General features: G+C 72.7%; 17 protein-coding genes. 5 read left to right on the top strand and 12 right to left on the bottom strand.

Features of this window, described 5'->3' with window-relative positions:
• Window positions 1-81 precede the first annotated feature (81 nt).
• The 5 genes from AC2RP6_RS35745 to AC2RP6_RS35725 all read right to left on the bottom strand — a co-directional run bounded on the left by AC2RP6_RS35745 (window position 82) and on the right by AC2RP6_RS35725 (window position 5,115).
• Window positions 82-1,062, bottom strand: a complete 981-nt coding sequence (locus AC2RP6_RS35745) for a DUF4344 domain-containing metallopeptidase (protein WP_486449967.1) — start codon at window positions 1,060-1,062, stop codon at window positions 82-84.
• A 114-nt stretch (window positions 1,063-1,176) separates the two neighbouring features.
• The gene (locus AC2RP6_RS35740) at window positions 1,177-1,914 is read right to left on the bottom strand and encodes an SAM-dependent methyltransferase (RefSeq protein ID WP_486450569.1); all 738 of its coding nucleotides are present in this window, start codon (window positions 1,912-1,914) and stop codon (window positions 1,177-1,179) included.
• A gap of 371 nt (window positions 1,915-2,285) precedes the next feature.
• Window positions 2,286-2,882, bottom strand: coding sequence for a hypothetical protein (locus AC2RP6_RS35735; RefSeq protein ID WP_486449966.1), 597 nt, complete (start codon window positions 2,880-2,882; stop codon window positions 2,286-2,288).
• Window positions 2,879-4,687, bottom strand: coding sequence for an alpha/beta hydrolase (locus AC2RP6_RS35730; protein WP_486449965.1), 1,809 nt, complete (start codon window positions 4,685-4,687; stop codon window positions 2,879-2,881). The genes AC2RP6_RS35735 and AC2RP6_RS35730 overlap by 4 nt, the downstream gene beginning before the upstream one ends.
• Complete coding sequence (locus AC2RP6_RS35725) at window positions 4,684-5,115, bottom strand: hypothetical protein (protein ID WP_486449964.1); 432 nt, start codon at window positions 5,113-5,115, stop codon at window positions 4,684-4,686. Before AC2RP6_RS35725 ends, AC2RP6_RS35730 begins: the two co-directional genes overlap by 4 nt.
• A 275-nt stretch (window positions 5,116-5,390) precedes the next feature.
• Here AC2RP6_RS35725 and AC2RP6_RS35720 point away from each other — a divergent pair, with 275 nt between their 5' ends.
• Window positions 5,391-5,918, top strand: a complete 528-nt coding sequence (locus AC2RP6_RS35720) for an NUDIX hydrolase (protein WP_486449963.1) — start codon at window positions 5,391-5,393, stop codon at window positions 5,916-5,918.
• Here the strand turns inward: AC2RP6_RS35720 and AC2RP6_RS35715 are convergent.
• A complete protein-coding gene (locus AC2RP6_RS35715; protein WP_486449962.1) occupies window positions 5,891-6,337 on the bottom strand; it encodes a MarR family winged helix-turn-helix transcriptional regulator in 447 nt (148 codons plus the stop codon). The two genes, AC2RP6_RS35720 and AC2RP6_RS35715, sit on opposite strands and share 28 nt — an antisense overlap.
• 619 nt (window positions 6,338-6,956) lie before the next feature.
• Window positions 6,957-7,844, bottom strand: a complete 888-nt coding sequence (locus tag AC2RP6_RS35710; protein ID WP_486449961.1) for an NAD(P)-dependent oxidoreductase — start codon at window positions 7,842-7,844, stop codon at window positions 6,957-6,959.
• A gap of 64 nt (window positions 7,845-7,908) precedes the next feature.
• Here AC2RP6_RS35710 and AC2RP6_RS35705 point away from each other — a divergent pair, with 64 nt between their 5' ends.
• Window positions 7,909-8,262, top strand: coding sequence for a winged helix-turn-helix transcriptional regulator (locus AC2RP6_RS35705; protein WP_486449960.1), 354 nt, complete (start codon window positions 7,909-7,911; stop codon window positions 8,260-8,262).
• Between the two features lie 143 nt (window positions 8,263-8,405).
• On the opposite strand, the gene AC2RP6_RS35700 is transcribed toward AC2RP6_RS35705, so the two are convergent.
• Both AC2RP6_RS35700 and AC2RP6_RS35695 read right to left on the bottom strand, forming a co-directional pair.
• The gene (locus AC2RP6_RS35700) at window positions 8,406-8,597 is read right to left on the bottom strand and encodes a hypothetical protein (RefSeq protein ID WP_486449959.1); all 192 of its coding nucleotides are present in this window, start codon (window positions 8,595-8,597) and stop codon (window positions 8,406-8,408) included.
• Between the two features lie 31 nt (window positions 8,598-8,628).
• Window positions 8,629-9,618, bottom strand: coding sequence for a hypothetical protein (locus AC2RP6_RS35695; protein WP_486449958.1), 990 nt, complete (start codon window positions 9,616-9,618; stop codon window positions 8,629-8,631).
• Between the two features lie 245 nt (window positions 9,619-9,863).
• Here AC2RP6_RS35695 and AC2RP6_RS35690 point away from each other — a divergent pair, with 245 nt between their 5' ends.
• Window positions 9,864-10,379 carry a GNAT family N-acetyltransferase gene (locus AC2RP6_RS35690; protein WP_486449957.1) on the top strand — a complete coding sequence of 172 codons (516 nt, stop codon included), beginning with the start codon at window positions 9,864-9,866 and terminating at the stop codon, window positions 10,377-10,379.
• Here the strand turns inward: AC2RP6_RS35690 and AC2RP6_RS35685 are convergent.
• Window positions 10,345-11,364, bottom strand: a complete 1,020-nt coding sequence (locus AC2RP6_RS35685) for an AraC family transcriptional regulator (RefSeq protein WP_486449956.1) — start codon at window positions 11,362-11,364, stop codon at window positions 10,345-10,347. The two genes, AC2RP6_RS35690 and AC2RP6_RS35685, sit on opposite strands and share 35 nt — an antisense overlap.
• A gap of 38 nt (window positions 11,365-11,402) precedes the next feature.
• Window positions 11,403-12,257 carry an NmrA family NAD(P)-binding protein gene (locus AC2RP6_RS35680; protein ID WP_486449955.1) on the bottom strand — a complete coding sequence of 285 codons (855 nt, stop codon included), beginning with the start codon at window positions 12,255-12,257 and terminating at the stop codon, window positions 11,403-11,405.
• A 230-nt stretch (window positions 12,258-12,487) separates the two neighbouring features.
• Here AC2RP6_RS35680 and AC2RP6_RS35675 point away from each other — a divergent pair, with 230 nt between their 5' ends.
• Both AC2RP6_RS35675 and AC2RP6_RS35670 read left to right on the top strand, forming a co-directional pair.
• Window positions 12,488-13,000: a nuclear transport factor 2 family protein gene (locus AC2RP6_RS35675; protein WP_486449954.1), complete on the top strand. Its 513-nt coding sequence runs from the start codon at window positions 12,488-12,490 to the stop codon at window positions 12,998-13,000.
• Between the two features lie 198 nt (window positions 13,001-13,198).
• Window positions 13,199-13,792, top strand: coding sequence for an NAD(P)H-dependent oxidoreductase (locus AC2RP6_RS35670; protein ID WP_486449953.1), 594 nt, complete (start codon window positions 13,199-13,201; stop codon window positions 13,790-13,792).
• A 6-nt stretch (window positions 13,793-13,798) separates the two neighbouring features.
• Here AC2RP6_RS35670 and AC2RP6_RS35665 read toward each other — a convergent pair whose 3' ends face one another.
• Window positions 13,799-16,567: a glycoside hydrolase family 2 protein gene (locus AC2RP6_RS35665; RefSeq protein ID WP_486450568.1), complete on the bottom strand. Its 2,769-nt coding sequence runs from the start codon at window positions 16,565-16,567 to the stop codon at window positions 13,799-13,801.
• Window positions 16,568-16,732 lie beyond the last annotated feature (165 nt).

Genomic DNA, 16,732 nt, shown 5'->3' with positions numbered 1-16,732 from the left:
CGCAGCCGATGGGCCGGTTCGGCGGTCCGGAAGCCGGGGAGGGTTCCGGACCGCCCCGGCGCGGCTCTGACAGACCTCTGGTCACTGGGACGTGCGGAACTCGTCGAGCTTCTCCGCGAAGGCCTTCGTCTCGGCGACCAGCTTGTCGCGGGCGTCCGCCCGGGCCCTGTCGCCCTCGGCCTTGAACGCCGGGGTGAAGTGCGGCTGGAGTTGGGTCCACCAGCCGTGGTCGAGCATCGCCCAGGCCTGCGGGCACAGGGGAGCACGGGATTTCGGCAGGTAGCCGGTGCCGACCAGCGGTCCCTCGAACCTCTTGGGGTCGCTGCCCTCCAGGTAGCACAGGAAGTTGAAGACCCGCTGCTGGGTGACGGGGTGGTCGCTGGCGAACCCCTCCAGGGTGAGCTGTCCCTGTTTGCGGGCGATCTCGTCGAAGAGGAGCGCGGCGGCCACGGACGGATCGGGGCCGATCTCGTTGACGGTGTAGAACGACGCGAACCCGTCGGCGGCGTCCTCCTCGAGGCCGAGGTTCGCCAGCATGAACTGCCGCTGGAGGGCGTGGCCCATCTCGTGGCCGAGGATGAACTGGGTGGAGAGCACGGCCAGGTCCCGGGCGTTGTACTTGTCCTCGGGGAAGAGGGCGGGACGCTTGACGGTCTTGACCACGTCGTCGGAGTACTGCTCGATCTCCTTCAGGAACGACGGCGGGATGAAGACCGTCCGCCCGTCGGGTTGGGTGACGGCGTCCGTCACCCCCGGCGGGACCTTGTCGGTGACCTTGACGACCAGGTCGTGCGGGAGGGCGATCGACCGGTTCGCCCAGTCGGCGAACTGCTCCAGCACGCGGGACTGCCGGAGCGCGTCGACGGCCGGGCGGTCCTCGGGCTTGATGGCGTCGTCCTCGTAGACGATCGTGACCCTGCCCGCGGGGTCGGGCTCCCCGTCGGCGGCGGCCGCGGCGCCCGTACCGGTACCCGCGGCGGCGGCGAGGACGGCAGCGAGCAGCGTGCCCGTGAGGACGGCCCTCGCGGTCCTGTTCCTGCGCCCGCGATCGCTGCTGAGCACGCTGGTCGGCTCCTTCCCGGAGCGGAGCGGCACGCGGATCCCCTCCTCGTGCCCTTTCTCCACCATGACCCATTCCCACCCGTTCGGCGAAGGGTGGGGACGGCCGCGGGCCGCTCAGCCCGGCGTTCGGCGCAGGACGAGGCAGAGGAAGCCGAAACTGTCCCGGTACCCGTGCAGCCATCGGGACCGCTGGGCGTTCGCCGTCTCCAGCACCTGCGCGGCGGCCGGGTCGTCGGGGTGGTCCAGTGCCCACGCGGCGAGCGAGCCCCAGCAGGCCCACTCGTAGTCGTCCAGCTCGCGCCGGGTGCTGACGTGACCGTGGACGGGGGTCCAGCCGTCGGCCACCACACGGTCGACGGTGGTCGCCAGGTCGTCGAGGTCGCCGAACATCTCGACGGCCTCCGGGGAGGGGGCGCGGTCCCAGAACGATTCGCCGATCAGGACGCGGCCGCCGGGGGCCAGGTGTCCGCGGGCCGCGTCGAGGGTGGGGAGGAGGCCACCGAAGGCGTGCGCGGCCCCGACGCTGATCACCAGGTCGAAGGTCCGCGGGGAGGCGAAGTCCGCGGCCTCCTGATGGTGCAGGACCAGCCTGTCGTCCACCCCGAGGCCGCTCGCCGCCCGGCGGGCCTGCGTCAGGGCGGTCTCGGACACGTCCACGCCCTCGGCGTGCAGGTCCGGGCGCGTCGCGAGGGCGCGCAGGAGCCATTCCGCCGTGCCGCAGCCGAGGTCGAGCACGCGCTCGTCGCCCTGCGGGAGGCAGCGTTCGAGAAGTGCTCGGACCGAGTCGTCGTCGAGCGGGGCCTTGATCGGGTGCCCGGCGTGCGCGAGGCCGGAGATCCGCTCGCGGCTCACGCGGCCGTGGTCCATGTCGCCGACGGGCATGTCGGTCGTGGCGTCCTCGGCGGCGGCCGGGGCGGCGGCGTCGGCGGTCGTGGCTTCTGGCAGCGGAGTGAGGGGTGCGGAGGGGGACAAAGCGGCGGCTCCGTGGTCGGTGCGGGCGAGGAAGGCCGGGCGGCCGGCGGGGCGGCCCGCACCGCGTGCATCGCGGTCAGGTCGACGCCCCGGTCCGCGCGCGGGGTCCTCGTGCGGGGGTGCGTGCCCCCACGATCTTCCGCCCGGCGCCGCCGATCAACGGGATTTTCCGGGCGGTCCGATGACCGCCCCGTCCTCCACCTCTACGGGATGCCGCCGCGCCCCGCCCCTCGACGACGGCGACGACGGCCTCAGGGAGCGGGGGTGGTGCCCGGCACCGGGGTTTCGGCGGACCAGAAGTCGGAGCGCACGTTGGGGGCGGGGATGGCGCTCTCGCCCTCGTACGTGGGGCCGGTCGCCGCCTTGGACGGGGCCGCCACCTTCGAGTTCTTCACGCAGGGGCTGGTGACCTCGAAGAACGCCTGTCCCTGGTGGCCGAAGAGGACCATGATGCCGAAGCCGTCGGGGGACGTGGCAACGATCTCGGGCGTCTCCTTGTCCGGGTTCACCGTTTTGATCTGGTAGCCGCTCGCCTTCCAGAAGTTCTCGACCACACCGAGGAAGTTGCCGCGCCGCTGCTCGGAGACGACCGTCATCACCGTCCAGTAACGCGTCAGGTCGCAGCTGCCGGTCGTCGTGGTGTCGTGGACCCATTCGATGTCCGGCTTGATCGCCCCGACCGTCGCGTAGAACATCGCGTCGGCGCGCTCCGCGGCTCCCTGCATGTCCATGCCTGCCACTGCCCCTCGTCCGTCCTTGGTGCCGTCCGCCGGTCCGCATCCCATGAGCAGCGCGCCGGCCACCGCCAGCGCACCGGTCAGGCGAACGGTCCGATTGATGCGCTTCATCGGTACTCTTCCCTCACGATCTTCTCAGGCTGTCCGGCGACGATCCTGGCGATGTTGTTCGCCGACGTCTGGTCCTTCTCCGGAGTGAAGTACTGCGAGTGTGCGTCGAACCCTCCGCCGTCGAAGACCATCCTCGGCCCGTCGTCGACGAGGAAGCGCTGCGCCCCGAAGGCCTTGCTCGCCGGGTCCTTGCCGAAGTACACGTCGTCGTCGCCGAGGTCGAAGAGGTCCCGGCCGACGGCGACCCCCAGCGGGCCGCCCGTCAGCCAGCCCAGTGCCGCCTCGTCCTTCGAGGGCAGGTGGGTGACGGGGTCGTTGTCGGCGGCGCCGACGAAGACGTGGTCCTTGCCCACGCCGAGCTCCGTCGCCTTCTGCGCGTCCACTCCGGGGCTGCCGAGCAGGATCACGTCGTCGACGCCGGGTATGCCGCCGGACTGCTTGGCGGCCGTGCCCACGGTGAGCGAGCCGTAGGAATGCCCGATGGCCGTCACGTGCGGGTCCGCGTTCTGGTTCGTCGCGGAGAGGCCCGCCATGAACTGGTTGTAGGCCGGAGCGCCGCGTTGCGCGTCCCCCTTCGACATCACGTCGATGTTCTGCGGGGCGTCGTACCCCAGCCAGACGATCGAGGAACTGGAGGGGTCCAGACGCTGGGCTCCCTTGGCCGTGTCCTGGGCGCGCTTCATCGTGTCGGAGACGAATTCGTCGTTGAGCCTGGTGCTGAGACCGGGGACGTACGCCGAGACGTTCTTGGAGGTGTCGGGGTTTCCGTACGCGACGATCGCGCGTCCGTTGCCCTCGTCTCCGATGCCCAGGAGGAACATGGGCGGGCGGCTGGGCTCGTTGAGCTTGTCCTGGATCCCGCGCAGGGCGCTGAGCTTGGTCTCGGCGTCGTCGCCGCCGTGTCGCGCCAGGTCGTCGATGAGGACGGGCAGGTAGTTGCGGTTCGCCTCGTCGCGGGCGGTGGCCGGGATGCCGTCGAGGTTTCCGACCAGGTCGGGGGCGATCTCCAGGTACTCCTGGCGTTGTTCCTCCGTCAGGCCGTCCCACCACTTCTTGCGCTCCGCGGGGCTCTTGTCCTCGGGGACGCTTTCACCGAGGTACGTCCCGGCGGTGGAGCGGACGTCGGAGGTGTCGCGGGAGACGTCCTTCAGTGTGGCGTCGGTGACATCGAGGCCCTTCTCCGCCTTCAGGCCGCCCAGGGTCTTCGCGTACCGGGCGTCTATCTCCCGCGCGGAGCGCAGGGCCCGGGCGACGCGGTCGGCCACGTCCTGCGCCTTCGCCGCGTTCGGGTTCAGCGGCTTGAGGCCCATGTAGCCGGGGTACAGCGGCGACTGGCCCTGCTGGCCGAGGCCCGGCGGTTCGAGCGCGAGGCGGGAGCTGCCCTGGACCTTGCCGCCGGGGGCCTCCTTCTTCGCCCCCGCCACGTCCTCCACCTCGGTGGCCGGATAGCTGACGGAACCGTCGTCGTGGACGGTGAGGTTCAGGGCGGCGGCGTCCGCGAGGGCCTGCTTCAACTGGCTCTGGGGCTCCGCGAGGTCACTGGCGAGCCCGTTGAGCGTCGTACGGACGAGCCCGCACTCGGAGTGCAGGTAGTGGAAGTTGCGGCTGAGGCGCTGGAGCCTGCCGAGGGCGGCCTTCGCCGACTCGCTCTTCTGGGTCTCGCGGAGTTTGGCGGACATCGCGCGGTCGACGCGGACGCGGTCGGAGTCCGAACGGTCCGACACCTCGTGCCACTTGTCGCCGGCGTCGGTGAACTCGGAGGTCTTGAGGTCGCGCAGCTGCTTCCAGGTCAGGGTTGCGGTCATCGCTTCTCGTCCGCCTTGGATCCGCCGTCGACGCCCTTGAAGGAGCTGTCGATCGCGGCGTCCGTCTCACCCATCTCCTTGGCGACCTTCAGCAAGGCCCCTTCGAGCTGGTCGCACTCGTCGCGCACCGCCCGGAGGCGTTCTTCCCAGGAGGTGAGCACGCTCTTGAGCGCGGCGACGGAGGCGAGGCCGGCGGCTCCCGACTCGACGCCCTCGTGGCCGGGGCCGAGCGCCGCGCGGCTCGTCTCGGTGTTGGTGCGCAGGTCACCGGCGGTGCCCGAGGCGCTGGCCCAGGGGCCCTTGCTGTGCTTGAGGTCCACGTCCCCGCCACCGCCGCCTCCGGAGTCGGGTGCGGCCGAGGCGAGTTTCATGGCGGGCCCGCCGTCGATGGGCCCGAACAGCTCCTGCCAGCGCTCCGAATAGGACACGGCTCCCCCGTCTACGTATGCGTTCGGCTCCTGCGCCCCGAGAGACTAACGCAGGTCACGTATGTGTGTGCGATCGGGAACGGGTTGTGCGCGGGGGCGCCCCGGGCCACCCCGTACCGCCCGCTGTCCCGGGACCGCCACGGGCTGCTGCCCCGCGGCGTCATCTCCGACCCGGGCACCGGGCAGGGTGCGGCGGCACGGCTCGGCGAAGTCCTCCGGGAGGCGTTGCCCGGCCGGTCCCCGGCCGGTCCCCGGCCAGGACTACGCTGGGGGACATGGTGATGCGTGATGCGTCGTTCGTCGTCGACGACGGCGTCGAAGTGCCCGTTCCCGCGGCGGGTGAGGTGTGGACCGTCGGCGCCGTCATCCTCAACCGGGACGGCGCGGCCTTCGCCCAGAAGCGGAGTCCGGACCGGCGGCTCTTCCCCGACACCTGGGACATCGTCGGCGGGCACGTCGAGGCCGGCGAAACGGTCCTGGGAGCCCTCGCTCGCGAGGTGGAGGAGGAGACCGGCTGGCGCCTGAGCCGCGTGCGGCGGTTGCTCGGCACGACCGCCTGGACCGGGGACGACGGCGGTGGCCTGCGCCACGAGGCCGACTACCTCGTCGAGGTCGACGGCGACCTGGACGATCCCGTGCTGGAACGGTCCAAGCACTCCGCCTACGGCTGGTTCGGCCGCGACGACCTCGACCGCCTCAAGGAGAACCGCGGGCCCGGGGAGTTCCTGATCCACGACCTCGTCGCACGGGCCCTCGCCGGAGGCCCGGGCAACGCTCAGTCGGCCGGGGCCTGTTCCTCGTAGCGGCGCACCTCGTCGATCACGCGGTGCAGGAGGCTGCGCGCGGCCGCGATGTCGGCCGTGGCGATGTCGGCGGTCAGCACCTCGTGGATCGCGCTCGCCCGCCGGGTGATCCGCTCCAATGTGGCGTGTCCGAGCGGGGTGAGGGTCAGGAGCGGTGATCCGCGGTGGTCCGGGTTCGGGCGGAAGCCGGCGAGGTCCTCGCGGACCAGGTCGTTCGCGACCCGCTGGACGCCCTGGCGCGCGATCCCGAGACGGCGGGCGGCCCGTGCGACGGTCAGCGGCTCCTCGGAGACCACGCTGAGGAGTTGCCAGCGCGCCTGGGTCTGGCCCTCGGCCGCCGCGACGCCCTCCCCCATCCTCCGGAGCAGGCCGGCGGCCTCGAACACGTCCGCGACCAGCAGTGCCAGCTCTTCCGCCACGTCACACCCCTCCGGTATCCGACAGCACGATGACAGTTCGGGAACCTGTTGTCGTGATGTGCGACATGGTACGGGCGGCGTGGCGACGGCGGGGTCCTCGGCCGGCGGTGCGGCCAGGGCGCGGGCGACCGCCGCGGCGACGGCTGTGGCGTGCCGGGGACGTGCCGCGGGCGTGCCGCGGGCGTGCCGGGCCGCCCACGACCCACCCGGTGCGTGAAGTCCGTCAGGTCGCGCTCCGCGAGCGGCGAGCGCTCCGCCTCCACGACCAGCCGGACCCGGTCGCTCAGGGGGTGTCTTGCCGAGGGGACCGGGCCCGCGGCGCCCGCACCCGCCACCGCGCCTCGCCCCGTTGCCCTCGCCCCGGTCGGACCGCTCGTCCCTTTCGTTGCAGCAGCCGGGTACGAGCGTCCTGCCCGGCTGCTCCGTGTCCATGACCCGCAGCCCGCCGGACGCGAACAGGTCGTCCAGGGTGAGCGGGCCGTGCAGGAGCGCCCCGAGCGGGCCGCCCGGCCGCGGCGGACGTCCGTCGCCCGGTTCGGGCTCGCGTCGTTGCACGCCGCGACCGGCCTGACCGCGGTGCCGTCCTCCGCCGGGGCCGGGTGGTCCCGGTCCGCGTTCGTCAGCGGCGGGCCAGGAACTCCGCAATCCTGATGAACCCGTCGCCGCCGTGTCCGCTCCCGATGGCCCCGCGCGCCCATCCTTCGGCGGCGCGCATGACGGCGGCGTCGATGCCGTGGGCCTCGGAGGCCTCCACGATGTGGGTCATCGACGAGGCGGCCGAGGTGAGCGGGTTGCCCTCACCGGAGTACGTGCCGCCGTCCACCTCCGCGGCGGTCTCGTCGAAGAGCGGCGGGAGGATGGCGGCGATGCCCCGGGCGAACGGGGCCAGCTCCCGCGCGGTGATCCCCTCCGCCCGGGCCACCGCCAGGGCGTGGGCGTAGCCGGCCATCGCCGTCCAGAAGACGTCCAGCAGTGCCACGTCGTAGGCGGCGGCGCGGCCGATGTCCTCGCCGAGGTGGGTGTGGGCGCCGCCCAGTGCCTGCAATACGGTCCGGTGCTCGTCGTACAGCTCGCGCGGGCCGCTGTGGATGAACACCGCCGCCGGGGTCCCGATGGTCGTGGTCGGCGTCATGATCGCGCCGTCCAGGTAGCGGACTCCGTGCGCCGCGGCCCAGGCCGCGGTGTCCCGGGCCCGGTCGGGGGTGTCGGCCGTCAGATTGACGACCGTGCGCCCCTTCAGGGCGGCGGTGACCTCGTCGCGCCGCAGCACGGCGTCGGCGGCGTCGTAGTTCACCACGCAGACGACGGTCAGCCCGCTCGCGGCGACTGCTTCCTCGGCGGTCGCGGCGCCGACGGCGCCCCGCTCGACGAGTGCGCGGTCGCGGCCCGGCGTGCGGTTCCACACCGTGGTGCGCAGACCGGCCTCGAGAAACGCGGCCGCGAGCGAGCGGCCCATCGGCCCCAGGCCGAGTACGGTGACGGAAGGTCCTTCGTTGAACGAGGACATGGCTCAACTCCTCATGGAAAAAGTAGAATTACGGCTGGAACAAGCCGGAACGGAGAAGCGGAAGATGACGCGCGGTCGTGCCCAGGACCCGGACGTCTGCGGTGTGACCGCCGCGATCGCCGTGATCGACGGGAAGTGGAAGACCAGCCTGCTCTGGCTCCTGGAATCCGGGCCGTGCCGCCCCGGCGAGCTGCGCAGGCAGCTGCCGGGCATCAGCGAGAAGGTGCTGACTCAGGCGCTCCGCGAGATGGAGGCGGACGGACTCGCGCACCGGGAGGTGTACGACACTCTTCCGCTCAAGACGGAGTACTCCCTCACGGCCTTCGGCCGGGAGCTTTCGGAGGTGTTGGCCCCCCTGTCCGACTGGGGCCACCGGCGCCTGGAGAGGCTCGCCGCGAGCCGGCCGGCCGCGTCCTGACGCACCGCATCACATCACCCCCGCTCCGGTCGGCCCCACGGCCTCAGTCGGTCCCACCCGGTCCGGGGCGCCCCGTCGACCGCCCCCTCACCAGGGTCCCCCGGAGGCCGCGTCCCGCCAAGTACCCACAAAAAGGTGGGTACTCAGGCCAGGCGGGTGCTGATGCGGTAGCGCATGTCTCCGGCCGCCCGGCGGATCTCCTCGGGCTGCCCGTCGGCCTCGAGCACCCCCAGCAGCACCATCAGTGCCCGTGCCTCATCGGCGCTGATGAGCTTCAGGCGCGGTTCCGTGACCCCGTCGAGCAGTGCGTCCAGCAGGTCCAGTACGTCGTCCATGCCCACACCAACGCCCGACGCACCGGCCACGTCACCCTGGCGTCCGGCTCCAGCCGGGAGCGGACACCTCGGCGAGGAGCCCGCGCCGCAGCCGGTCGAGCGAGGCGTCGAAGCGGTCCCACTCCGCCCCGCCCGATTCCCGCCCGCGGCGCAGGTCGAGGTAGGCGCGGGCGGCGGTGTCCCGGCCGGTGCCCGGGGCCACGGAGCCCGGGACGTAGTGCCGGAAGGCGGAGAGGTGCTCCGTGCGCATCGTGGCGGCGACCGTGCGGAACAGTGCGGATATCCGTTCGGACGCGGCGGCAGCGTCGTCCGTGCGCGCGGCGGCCTGTCCCGGTCGGCCTGCCCGCAGTGCGGCGACGGCCGCCTTCGCGTGCTCCGCCACCGCGACGAGGAGCATGTCGCGGGCCTGGAGGACGCGGACGAAGAGGTATTCGTCGTGCAGGACGTACGCCGGCTGCACGGTGACGCCGAACCATGCCCAGGCGCCCGTCGCGGGCGGCCGGAGCAGCCCGGCGCGGGCCGGCGGGCCGCCGCCCGGCGCGACGAACCGCCGGGCGTGCCGCAGCCGTGCGGCGACCGTCTCCGCGTCGGGCCTGCCCCGGCCGGGCCCCTCCCGCGAGCCACCGGCCGCCCCGGTCTCGAACCGGACGACGTCGGCCACGAGCAGGGTGGCCATGCGCTCCGCGCTCGACGCGGGATGGCGCGCGTCCAGGAGCAGCTCCAGCACGGGCAGCGACAGGTACGTGCGGCCCCGGGAACGGTTTTCGTGCTCGTCGAGCAGGCAGTCGAGGAAGGCGCGGAGCAAGGGCGGGCCCGTCGCTTCCGCGGCGCTCCGGTCACGCAGTGCGGCGAGGCGCATGAGCATGCGCTGGGGCAGGAAGTGCTTCCCCGTCCGCCGCACGTGGGCGTTGACGGACCGGGCGAGAACGAGCCCGTCGGATCCCGCCGGCACCTGGTCGGCGGCCACCCAGCGTCTCTGCGCCCGGAGCGTCGAAGCGCACCGGTCGTCCTGAGGAGTCATCGCCACTCACCTCTCCCGTGCCGCTGCGAGGGCGCCGGCACCGACTTCCACCAGACGCCACCGGAGCACCGCGGGTCATGTCTCGGGAATTCGTGTCTTGACAGCACGGGCAACAACGCCCCCGCCTGGAACAGCACCCGGACGCAGGCCCGGAGCCGGGCCCCGCTCCTGAGCCGGAGCCGGAGCCGGAGCCGGAGCAGGAGCCGGGATGATCAACGGGTGCGGGCACCCCTTAGGGTGCAGTCATGTCCGACCTGATCGTCCCGTCACAGCGGACCCTGCGCCTGGAGCCCGTCACCGCCGACAACTTCGACGCGGTGTGTGCCGTACAAGTACGCCCCGACCAGGGGCATCTGGTGTCCCCGGTGGTCAAGTCCCTGGCCGAGGCGTACATCCATCCCACCAGCGCCTGGCCGCGGGCCGTCGTCGACGGCGACGACGTCGTCGGCTTCGTGATGGCCTTCCACGACATCGTCTGGGATCCGGCGGTCGATCCCGGCGACCGGCGCAGCGGCATCTGGCGTCTGAACATCGACGCCGGCCGCCAGGGCAGGGGCTACGGCCGCTTCGCGGTTCACGCCGTCCTGGCGGAGATCCGGCGCCGCGGTACCCATCCCCGGGCCCACGTCAGCTGGCACAGCGGCCCCGGCAGCCCCGAACCCTTCTACCTCGGCCTGGGGTTCACCCCCACCGGCGAGGTCTCCGGCGACGAGCGCGTCGGCGTGCTCACCCTCGACGCGACCGCACCTCGGGCGGACTGAGCACGACCGTGCAGCCGGGTCCCGGCGCCAGTTCGGTGTCGGGCCCGGACGCGCCCGTACGGAAGGCCTGCGGGCTCATCCCGCGGACGCGTTTGAACGCCGCGGACAGGGCGAACGCACTGCCGTACCCGACCCGGCGGGCCACCTTCTCGACCGTGGCGTCCGGTTCGCGGAGCATGTCCGCCGCCAACGCGAGCCGCCAGCCCGTCAGATAGCCGACCGGCGGCTCACCCATCACCTCCCTGAACCGGCGTGCCAGGGAAGCCCGCGACACCCCGACCCGTACGGCCAGTTCCTCCACGGTCCACCCGTGCGCCGGGCTCTCGTGCAGCAGCCGCAGCGCCGGGCCGACGACCGGATCGCTCTGGGCCCGGAACCAGGCGGGCGCGCCCGCATCGGCCGCCGAGGGCCACGCCCGCAGCACGCCGATGAGCAGCAGGTCCAACAACCGGTCCAGCACGACCTCCTGGCCCGGCTCCTCGCGCGAGATCTCGGACGCGAGCAGGTCGATCAGTGTCGCGTCCGCCGCCCTCGCCGGCCCGACAAGGATGTTCGGCAGTGCGTCGAGCAGCCGGCGGCCGATCTCGCCCGGGGCCTGATAGGTGCCGCTGAGCATCACCGCCGAACCGGCGTGCTGGTCCGCGGCCCCCCAGGTCCGCACGCCGAGCGCCATGGAGTCGGTGACGTCCTCGCCGTCCGGCGTGCTGCACCGCTGGTCCGGCCCCACCGTCACCTGTACCGGGGTGCCCGGTGCGTCGGCCACGGTGTACGGGTCGGGCCCGCGCACCACCGCCACGTCTCCCGGGGCGATGAGCACCGGCTCGCCTCCGTCGGGCAGCAGCCACGCCGAGCCGCGCACCATCGTCGCCACCGACAGCGGAGCGCGGTCCTCGATCCGCAGGGCCCACGGCGGGTTCAGCACGGACTTGAGGAGGAAGGCACCGCGGGCCTGTGGGCCTTCGAGCAGCCCGGTCAACATGTCCATGCGTACATCTTCTCCGCGGGCGGGGGGGGGACGGATGCTCAGGAGGCGGGGACGTCCCACACGCCGGTGGCCGCGGCCTCCCGGGCGAAGTCCGTGAAGTCCCTGGGTGCCCGGCCGAGAACCTCTTCGACGCCGTGCACCACGTGCGCGTTGCGTCCGTCGAGGATGAGGGTGAACAACTCGGCGAAGTCCTCCGGCAGGCCGTGCTCGCGCAGCTCGGCGCGGTAGGCCTCGTCCGAGACCGGTACGTAGGCGATCTCCCGTCCGGTGACCTTCGACAGCTCGGCCGCGACGTCGGCGAAGCTCAGCAGGCGCGGGCCGGACAGCTCGTACGTCCTGCCGATGTGCCGGTCGTCGGTGAGTGCGGCCACGACCACGTCGGCGATGTCGTCGGTGTCGACGAACGCCTCGACGGCGTCGGCGGTCGGCAGGGCGATCACGCCGGCGAGGACCGGCTCCAGGAAGAAGCTCTCGTCGAAGTTCTGGTTGAACCAGCTCGCCCGGACGACCGTCCAGTCGGCCCCGGACGCCTTGAGCTCCTCCTCGCTGCGTTGTGCGGCCGCCTCACCGCGTCCGGAGAGCAGCACGAGACGGCGCGCGCCGGCGGCGACCGCCACCTCGGCGAAGGCCCCGACCTGCTCGGCGGCGCCGGGGAAGGCGAGGTCGGGGTAGTAGGTCACGTACACGCGGTCGACCCCCTCCAGGGCCGGGATCCAGGTGCCGGGCTCGTTCCAGTCGAAGGCCGGCTCCCCGCTCCGGGACCCGATCCGGACGGACCGGCCCTGCTCCGCCAGCTTCCCGGCGACCTTGCGGCCGGTCTTGCCGTTCCCCCCGATGACGAGGGTGATGGCCCGGTCGGTGGCCTGCGTCTCGTTCTTCGTCGTCTTCGTCATGCCCTCAGTCAAGTCGAGCCAGACGAGACGCGACATAGCCGAAACACTCACCCGCATACGTGAGCGTCTACGGGGCGGCGTGGACAGGTGTGGACAGTGGTGGGCAGTCGTGAGGGGTGGTGGGGGCTGGAGAGTGGACAGCGGGCGAGGCGAGGGTGTGTGCCGGGGGAGGCAGCGTCCCGCCGACGAGGGCGAGCCCACTTCCCCATCTCCCCGAAGGAGTCCCATCCATGACGTCCCGTCCGCTCCGCACCGCGACCGTCCTGGCCGCCGCCGCGGCTCTCTCCGTCACCGCCTCCACCGCCTCCGCGTACGCCGCTCACGACACCGACCGGCGTACGCCGCGGATCGTCGCGGCCTGGGCCGGTGCCTGGAACGGCAGCGACCCCCGGGCCCTCGGCGCCCTGTTCACCGCCGACGGCACCTACACCGACGAAGCCGTGGCCGTCACCTTCCGCGGCCGCAAGGAGATCTCCGGGTGGAAGGCCCGCGCGGATTCCCTCATCGACAACGTCCACGTCACCGTCCGGAGCACCCGCGTCGAGGGCGACCGCGTCACCGTGCGGGCGGTCTACTCCGGCCACCTCAAGGGGGCGCCCAGGCCGTTCGCCGTGCCGATGACCACCGTCCTCGACCTGGACGCGCACCGGTGCCGGATCGAGTCCGACCAGGACCACTACAGCCTGGCGACGGTCCTCAGCCAGTCCGGTCTGCCCGCCGGCTGGACCCCGCCGACCGGCTGAACCCCGCCGGCGCCGCGGCACCGGCCACCCCTCGTCTCCCGCCCGTGGCGGTGACGGCCGGTGGCCGGTGGCCGGTGGCCGGTGGCCGGTGGCCGGTGGCCGGTGGCCGGTGGCCGGTGGCCGGTGGCCGGTGGCCGGTGGCCGGTGGCCGTGCAGAATGGACGGCCGAGGGCTCAAGTCGACCTGGGGGGACGGATCATGCGTGTCGGGGTGTACCTCGCACATCCGCGAGCGGGCAGTTTCAACCACGCGGTGTTCGACACGGTCGTGGACGAGTTGCGGGGGCTCGGGTGTCAGGTGGTCGCCCACGACCTGTACGCCGAAGGGTTCCCGCCGCTGCTGTCCGCCGAGGAGACGGAGACCGTGTCCGAGGCGCCGGGGGCCGATGATCCGCACGTGGCACTGCACCGGCGGGAGGTGGCCGGGCTCGACGCCCTGGTGTTCGTCCACCCGAACTGGTGGGGCATGCCGCCCGCCGTCCTGACCGGCTGGGTGCAACGCGTCCTGGTACCCGGCGTCGCCTACAAGCTGGGCAGCGCGGACGGTGAGCCCGCGGGGCTGCTGAGGGCGGGCCGGGCCCTCGTGCTGAACACCTCCGACACGCCGGACGAGCGGGAGGAGAGCGAGTTCGGCGACCCGCTGCAGCGGATCTGGGCGGCGTGCGTCCTGCCGTACGTGGGAATCGTCGACGTACGCCGAATCGTCTTCCGCACGGTCACCGGCTCGACCGATGAGACCCGCCTGGACTGGCTCCGCCGGGCCCGCGGCGCGGCGGCCGCGCTCACCGCCTGACCGGCCTCAGGTCGTCGGGACGGTGGTCGTGGGGGTGTTCCAGCCCGAGATCCGCAGTCGCGGGTCCGATCCGCGCAGGTCCGCCGTCCGGTACGTCGCCGTCAGCGTGGCCGACTCCCCCGGCCACAGGCTCACCTGGTTGTCGCTCCACCGCACCGGCAGCACCGGTTCCCCCGACACGCGCACGACGTGGACGTCCGTGAGCAGCGCGGGGGTGCCGCCGGTACCCGCATGACGCAGGGTCACGGTCGTCGTGGAGGTCCCCGACGCGGCGTCCGTCGACGTCGACGTCGACGTCGATGCCGTCGCCGTGACCGGCGTCCGCGCCATCGAGTCCAGGCCGCGGAGGTCGGCGTAGGCACTGGTGGGCGTGTGGAACCAGTCGCTGCGCCGGTAGTCGAGCACGTCCGGGGCGGTGGACAGCCAGTAGACGTTGCGGCTCACCTCCCGTCCGGCGGCGTCGGTCAGCAGCAGCCGGGCCAGGTAGGTCGTGGGCAGGCCGGGTACCGACTCGGGGACCGTCAGGGCGGCGCGGTTCACGCCGCCGCCTCCCGCGACGCGCAGGCCGGTCACCGTGCGGTCGTACTTCTGCGTGCCGTCGGGGGCGAAGAGCGTCACCCGGGCCGTCAGCCCGGAGGCGGGTTCGGGGCGGTTGTTGACGACCGCGACGGAGCGGTCGTCGTAGCCGTACTGCACGTGCAGGGGTTCGTTCGCCTTCTTCGCGCCGAAGTAGGAGCCGCTCTGGTCGAGGTAGCGGTCGACGAGCTGCCAGTGGAGCGAGGTCCAGCCGCTGTTGAACATCCAGTGCACGAGGCCGGTGGACGGGTCCGCGGGGTCCTTGGCGTTACGGGCGTACGCCTCGAACTGCGCGCGCACGTTCTCGTACTGGGCGAGCTGCGCCTTGCGGACGTAGTCCTCCAGGCTCGCCGGGGCGCCGTAGCGGGCGGTGAGGGCGGTGTCGTACAGCTCCAGCGTGTCGAAGGTGGCGGACGGGGAGCGGTGGTACTGGACGGCGGTCGGGTCCTTCCACAGGGTTTCCAACTCGGCCGGCGTCATCATGCGACGCAGGGTGTCGAGGGTGGGGACGGAGGGGCCGGCGCTGGTCTCGGAGTTGAAGCCGCCGGCTCCGCCCTCGCGTTTGTCGTACCAGTAGGCGGGCGGGACCCAGTCGTACGGTCCGGTCATCTTCATCCCGGAGCGGCCCGTGATCGCGGACGAGGTGTCGGCTGCCGCGGGGATCACCGGGGCCTGCCAGTCGGCGGCCTTCAGGGCGTCGAGGTAGCCGCGTTCGATCTCCTCGTCGGGGGCGGCGTCACTGCCGATGAGGAAGGAGATCACGCCGGGGTGGTGGCGCAGGCGGGCGGCTTCGGCGGCCATGGAGGCGCGGGCGGTCGCGTGGTCGCCGGTGGTCCACCGCTCTCCGGCGCCGTCTTCGTTGAACTCGGCCTCCCATTTGGTGCAGCACTCCCAGCCGGGAAGGGTGAGGATCCCGTACCGGTCCGCGAGGTCGAAGAACTCGTCGGGCTCGATGTGGCCTTCGAGGCGCAGGGTGTTCAGGCCGAGGTCGAGCGCGTACTTGAGGCGGTCCTCGACGTAGATCGGGTCCCAGCGCAGGAACTCGTCCGGGGACCAACCGGCGCCCTTGATGAGCAGTGGCCGGCCGTTGATCTCGTACTGGCGGGCGCCGTCCGCGTTGAGGGGCGCACGTACGTCGCGGATGCCGAAGGTCTGGTGGGCGGTGTCGGAGGGGGTGCCGCTGCTGTTGCTGTCGTCGGTGGCGGTGGCGATAATGGTGGCCGTCAGGTCGAGCTCGTACATCGGCTGACCGCCCATCTGCGCCGGCCACCACACACGGGGCGACGCGAGTCGCAAGGCGGGGTGGTCGGCGGGTGAGAAGGCGACCGTGCGGGTCTCGTGGGCAGCGAGCGTGACGCTGCGGGTGAAGGCGGCGCCTGGTTCCCGGCCCTGCCGCACCGTGCCGGACAGGGTCGTGGTGAGGGGGGCGTCGGAGTCGTTGCGCAACCGGGCCTTGACGGTCAGGTCGGCGGTCGCCATGGACGGCATGGCCAGGGCCGGGACGACGTGCGCGTCGCGCAGGGCGACCGGTCCGGCGCGGCGCACGGTGACGTCGCGGACGATGCCCATGTTCTCGTCCGGGGGCGGTTGCAGCCAGTCGAGCCAGCCCATCGTGAGGTGCCTGCGGGGGTTGTTGGGCTGGATCCGGAAGGCGACCGTGTTGGTGCCGGGCCTGATGAGGGCGGTCACGTCGAACTCGTGCCGGGTGTACGCGCCGGCGACGGAGCTCGTGGTGGCGATCCGGCGGCCGTTGACGAAGACGTCGGCGGCGGAGATCACGCCGCTGAAGTCCAGGTGGGTACGGGCGGTCGTGTCGGCGATGGTGAAGTCGGAGCGGAACCACCAGGGCACGGCGAAGTCCGCGGCCGGGATCCGTCGCTGCTGGGTGGAGTGGAAGGGGTCGGGGTGGACGCCGGCCGCGAGCAGTGCGGCGAGGACGGTGGAGCGGGGGGCTGCGGGGTACCAGCCGGTGGCCGGGTACCCGGGGGTGGAGACGGCTTCCGCCTTGTCGGCGACCTTCGCCGTGGACTGGACGGCGTAGCCGGAGAGCGGGGTCGCGCTGCCGGGTGCGGCGGGCACGACGGTCGTGGCCGCAGCCGTGGCGGGGGCCGTCACCGATCGGGGTGGCGCCCCCGCGCCCCGTACGGCGGGTGCCGCGCCGGACGTGCCCGCGGTGAGGACGAGGACCAGGCCGGCCACGGCGAGGGAGACGGTCTTCGCATGGTGGTGGGCGAGGCGGCGGAGCACGGGGCCTCCCGCGGGACCGGGCCCGGGATCACGCACGGCCGATCCGGGGGCTGCTCTTCGGGGTGGGACGGCTGCCGCGGCAGGCGAGCCGGAGTCACCGAGTCTGCCACGGGCGGG

This window comes from Streptomyces sp. WAC03905 (assembly GCF_057371075.1).
Note: the sequence above shows the minus strand (reverse complement) of the source record. Positions and strands in the feature narration are given on the sequence as shown.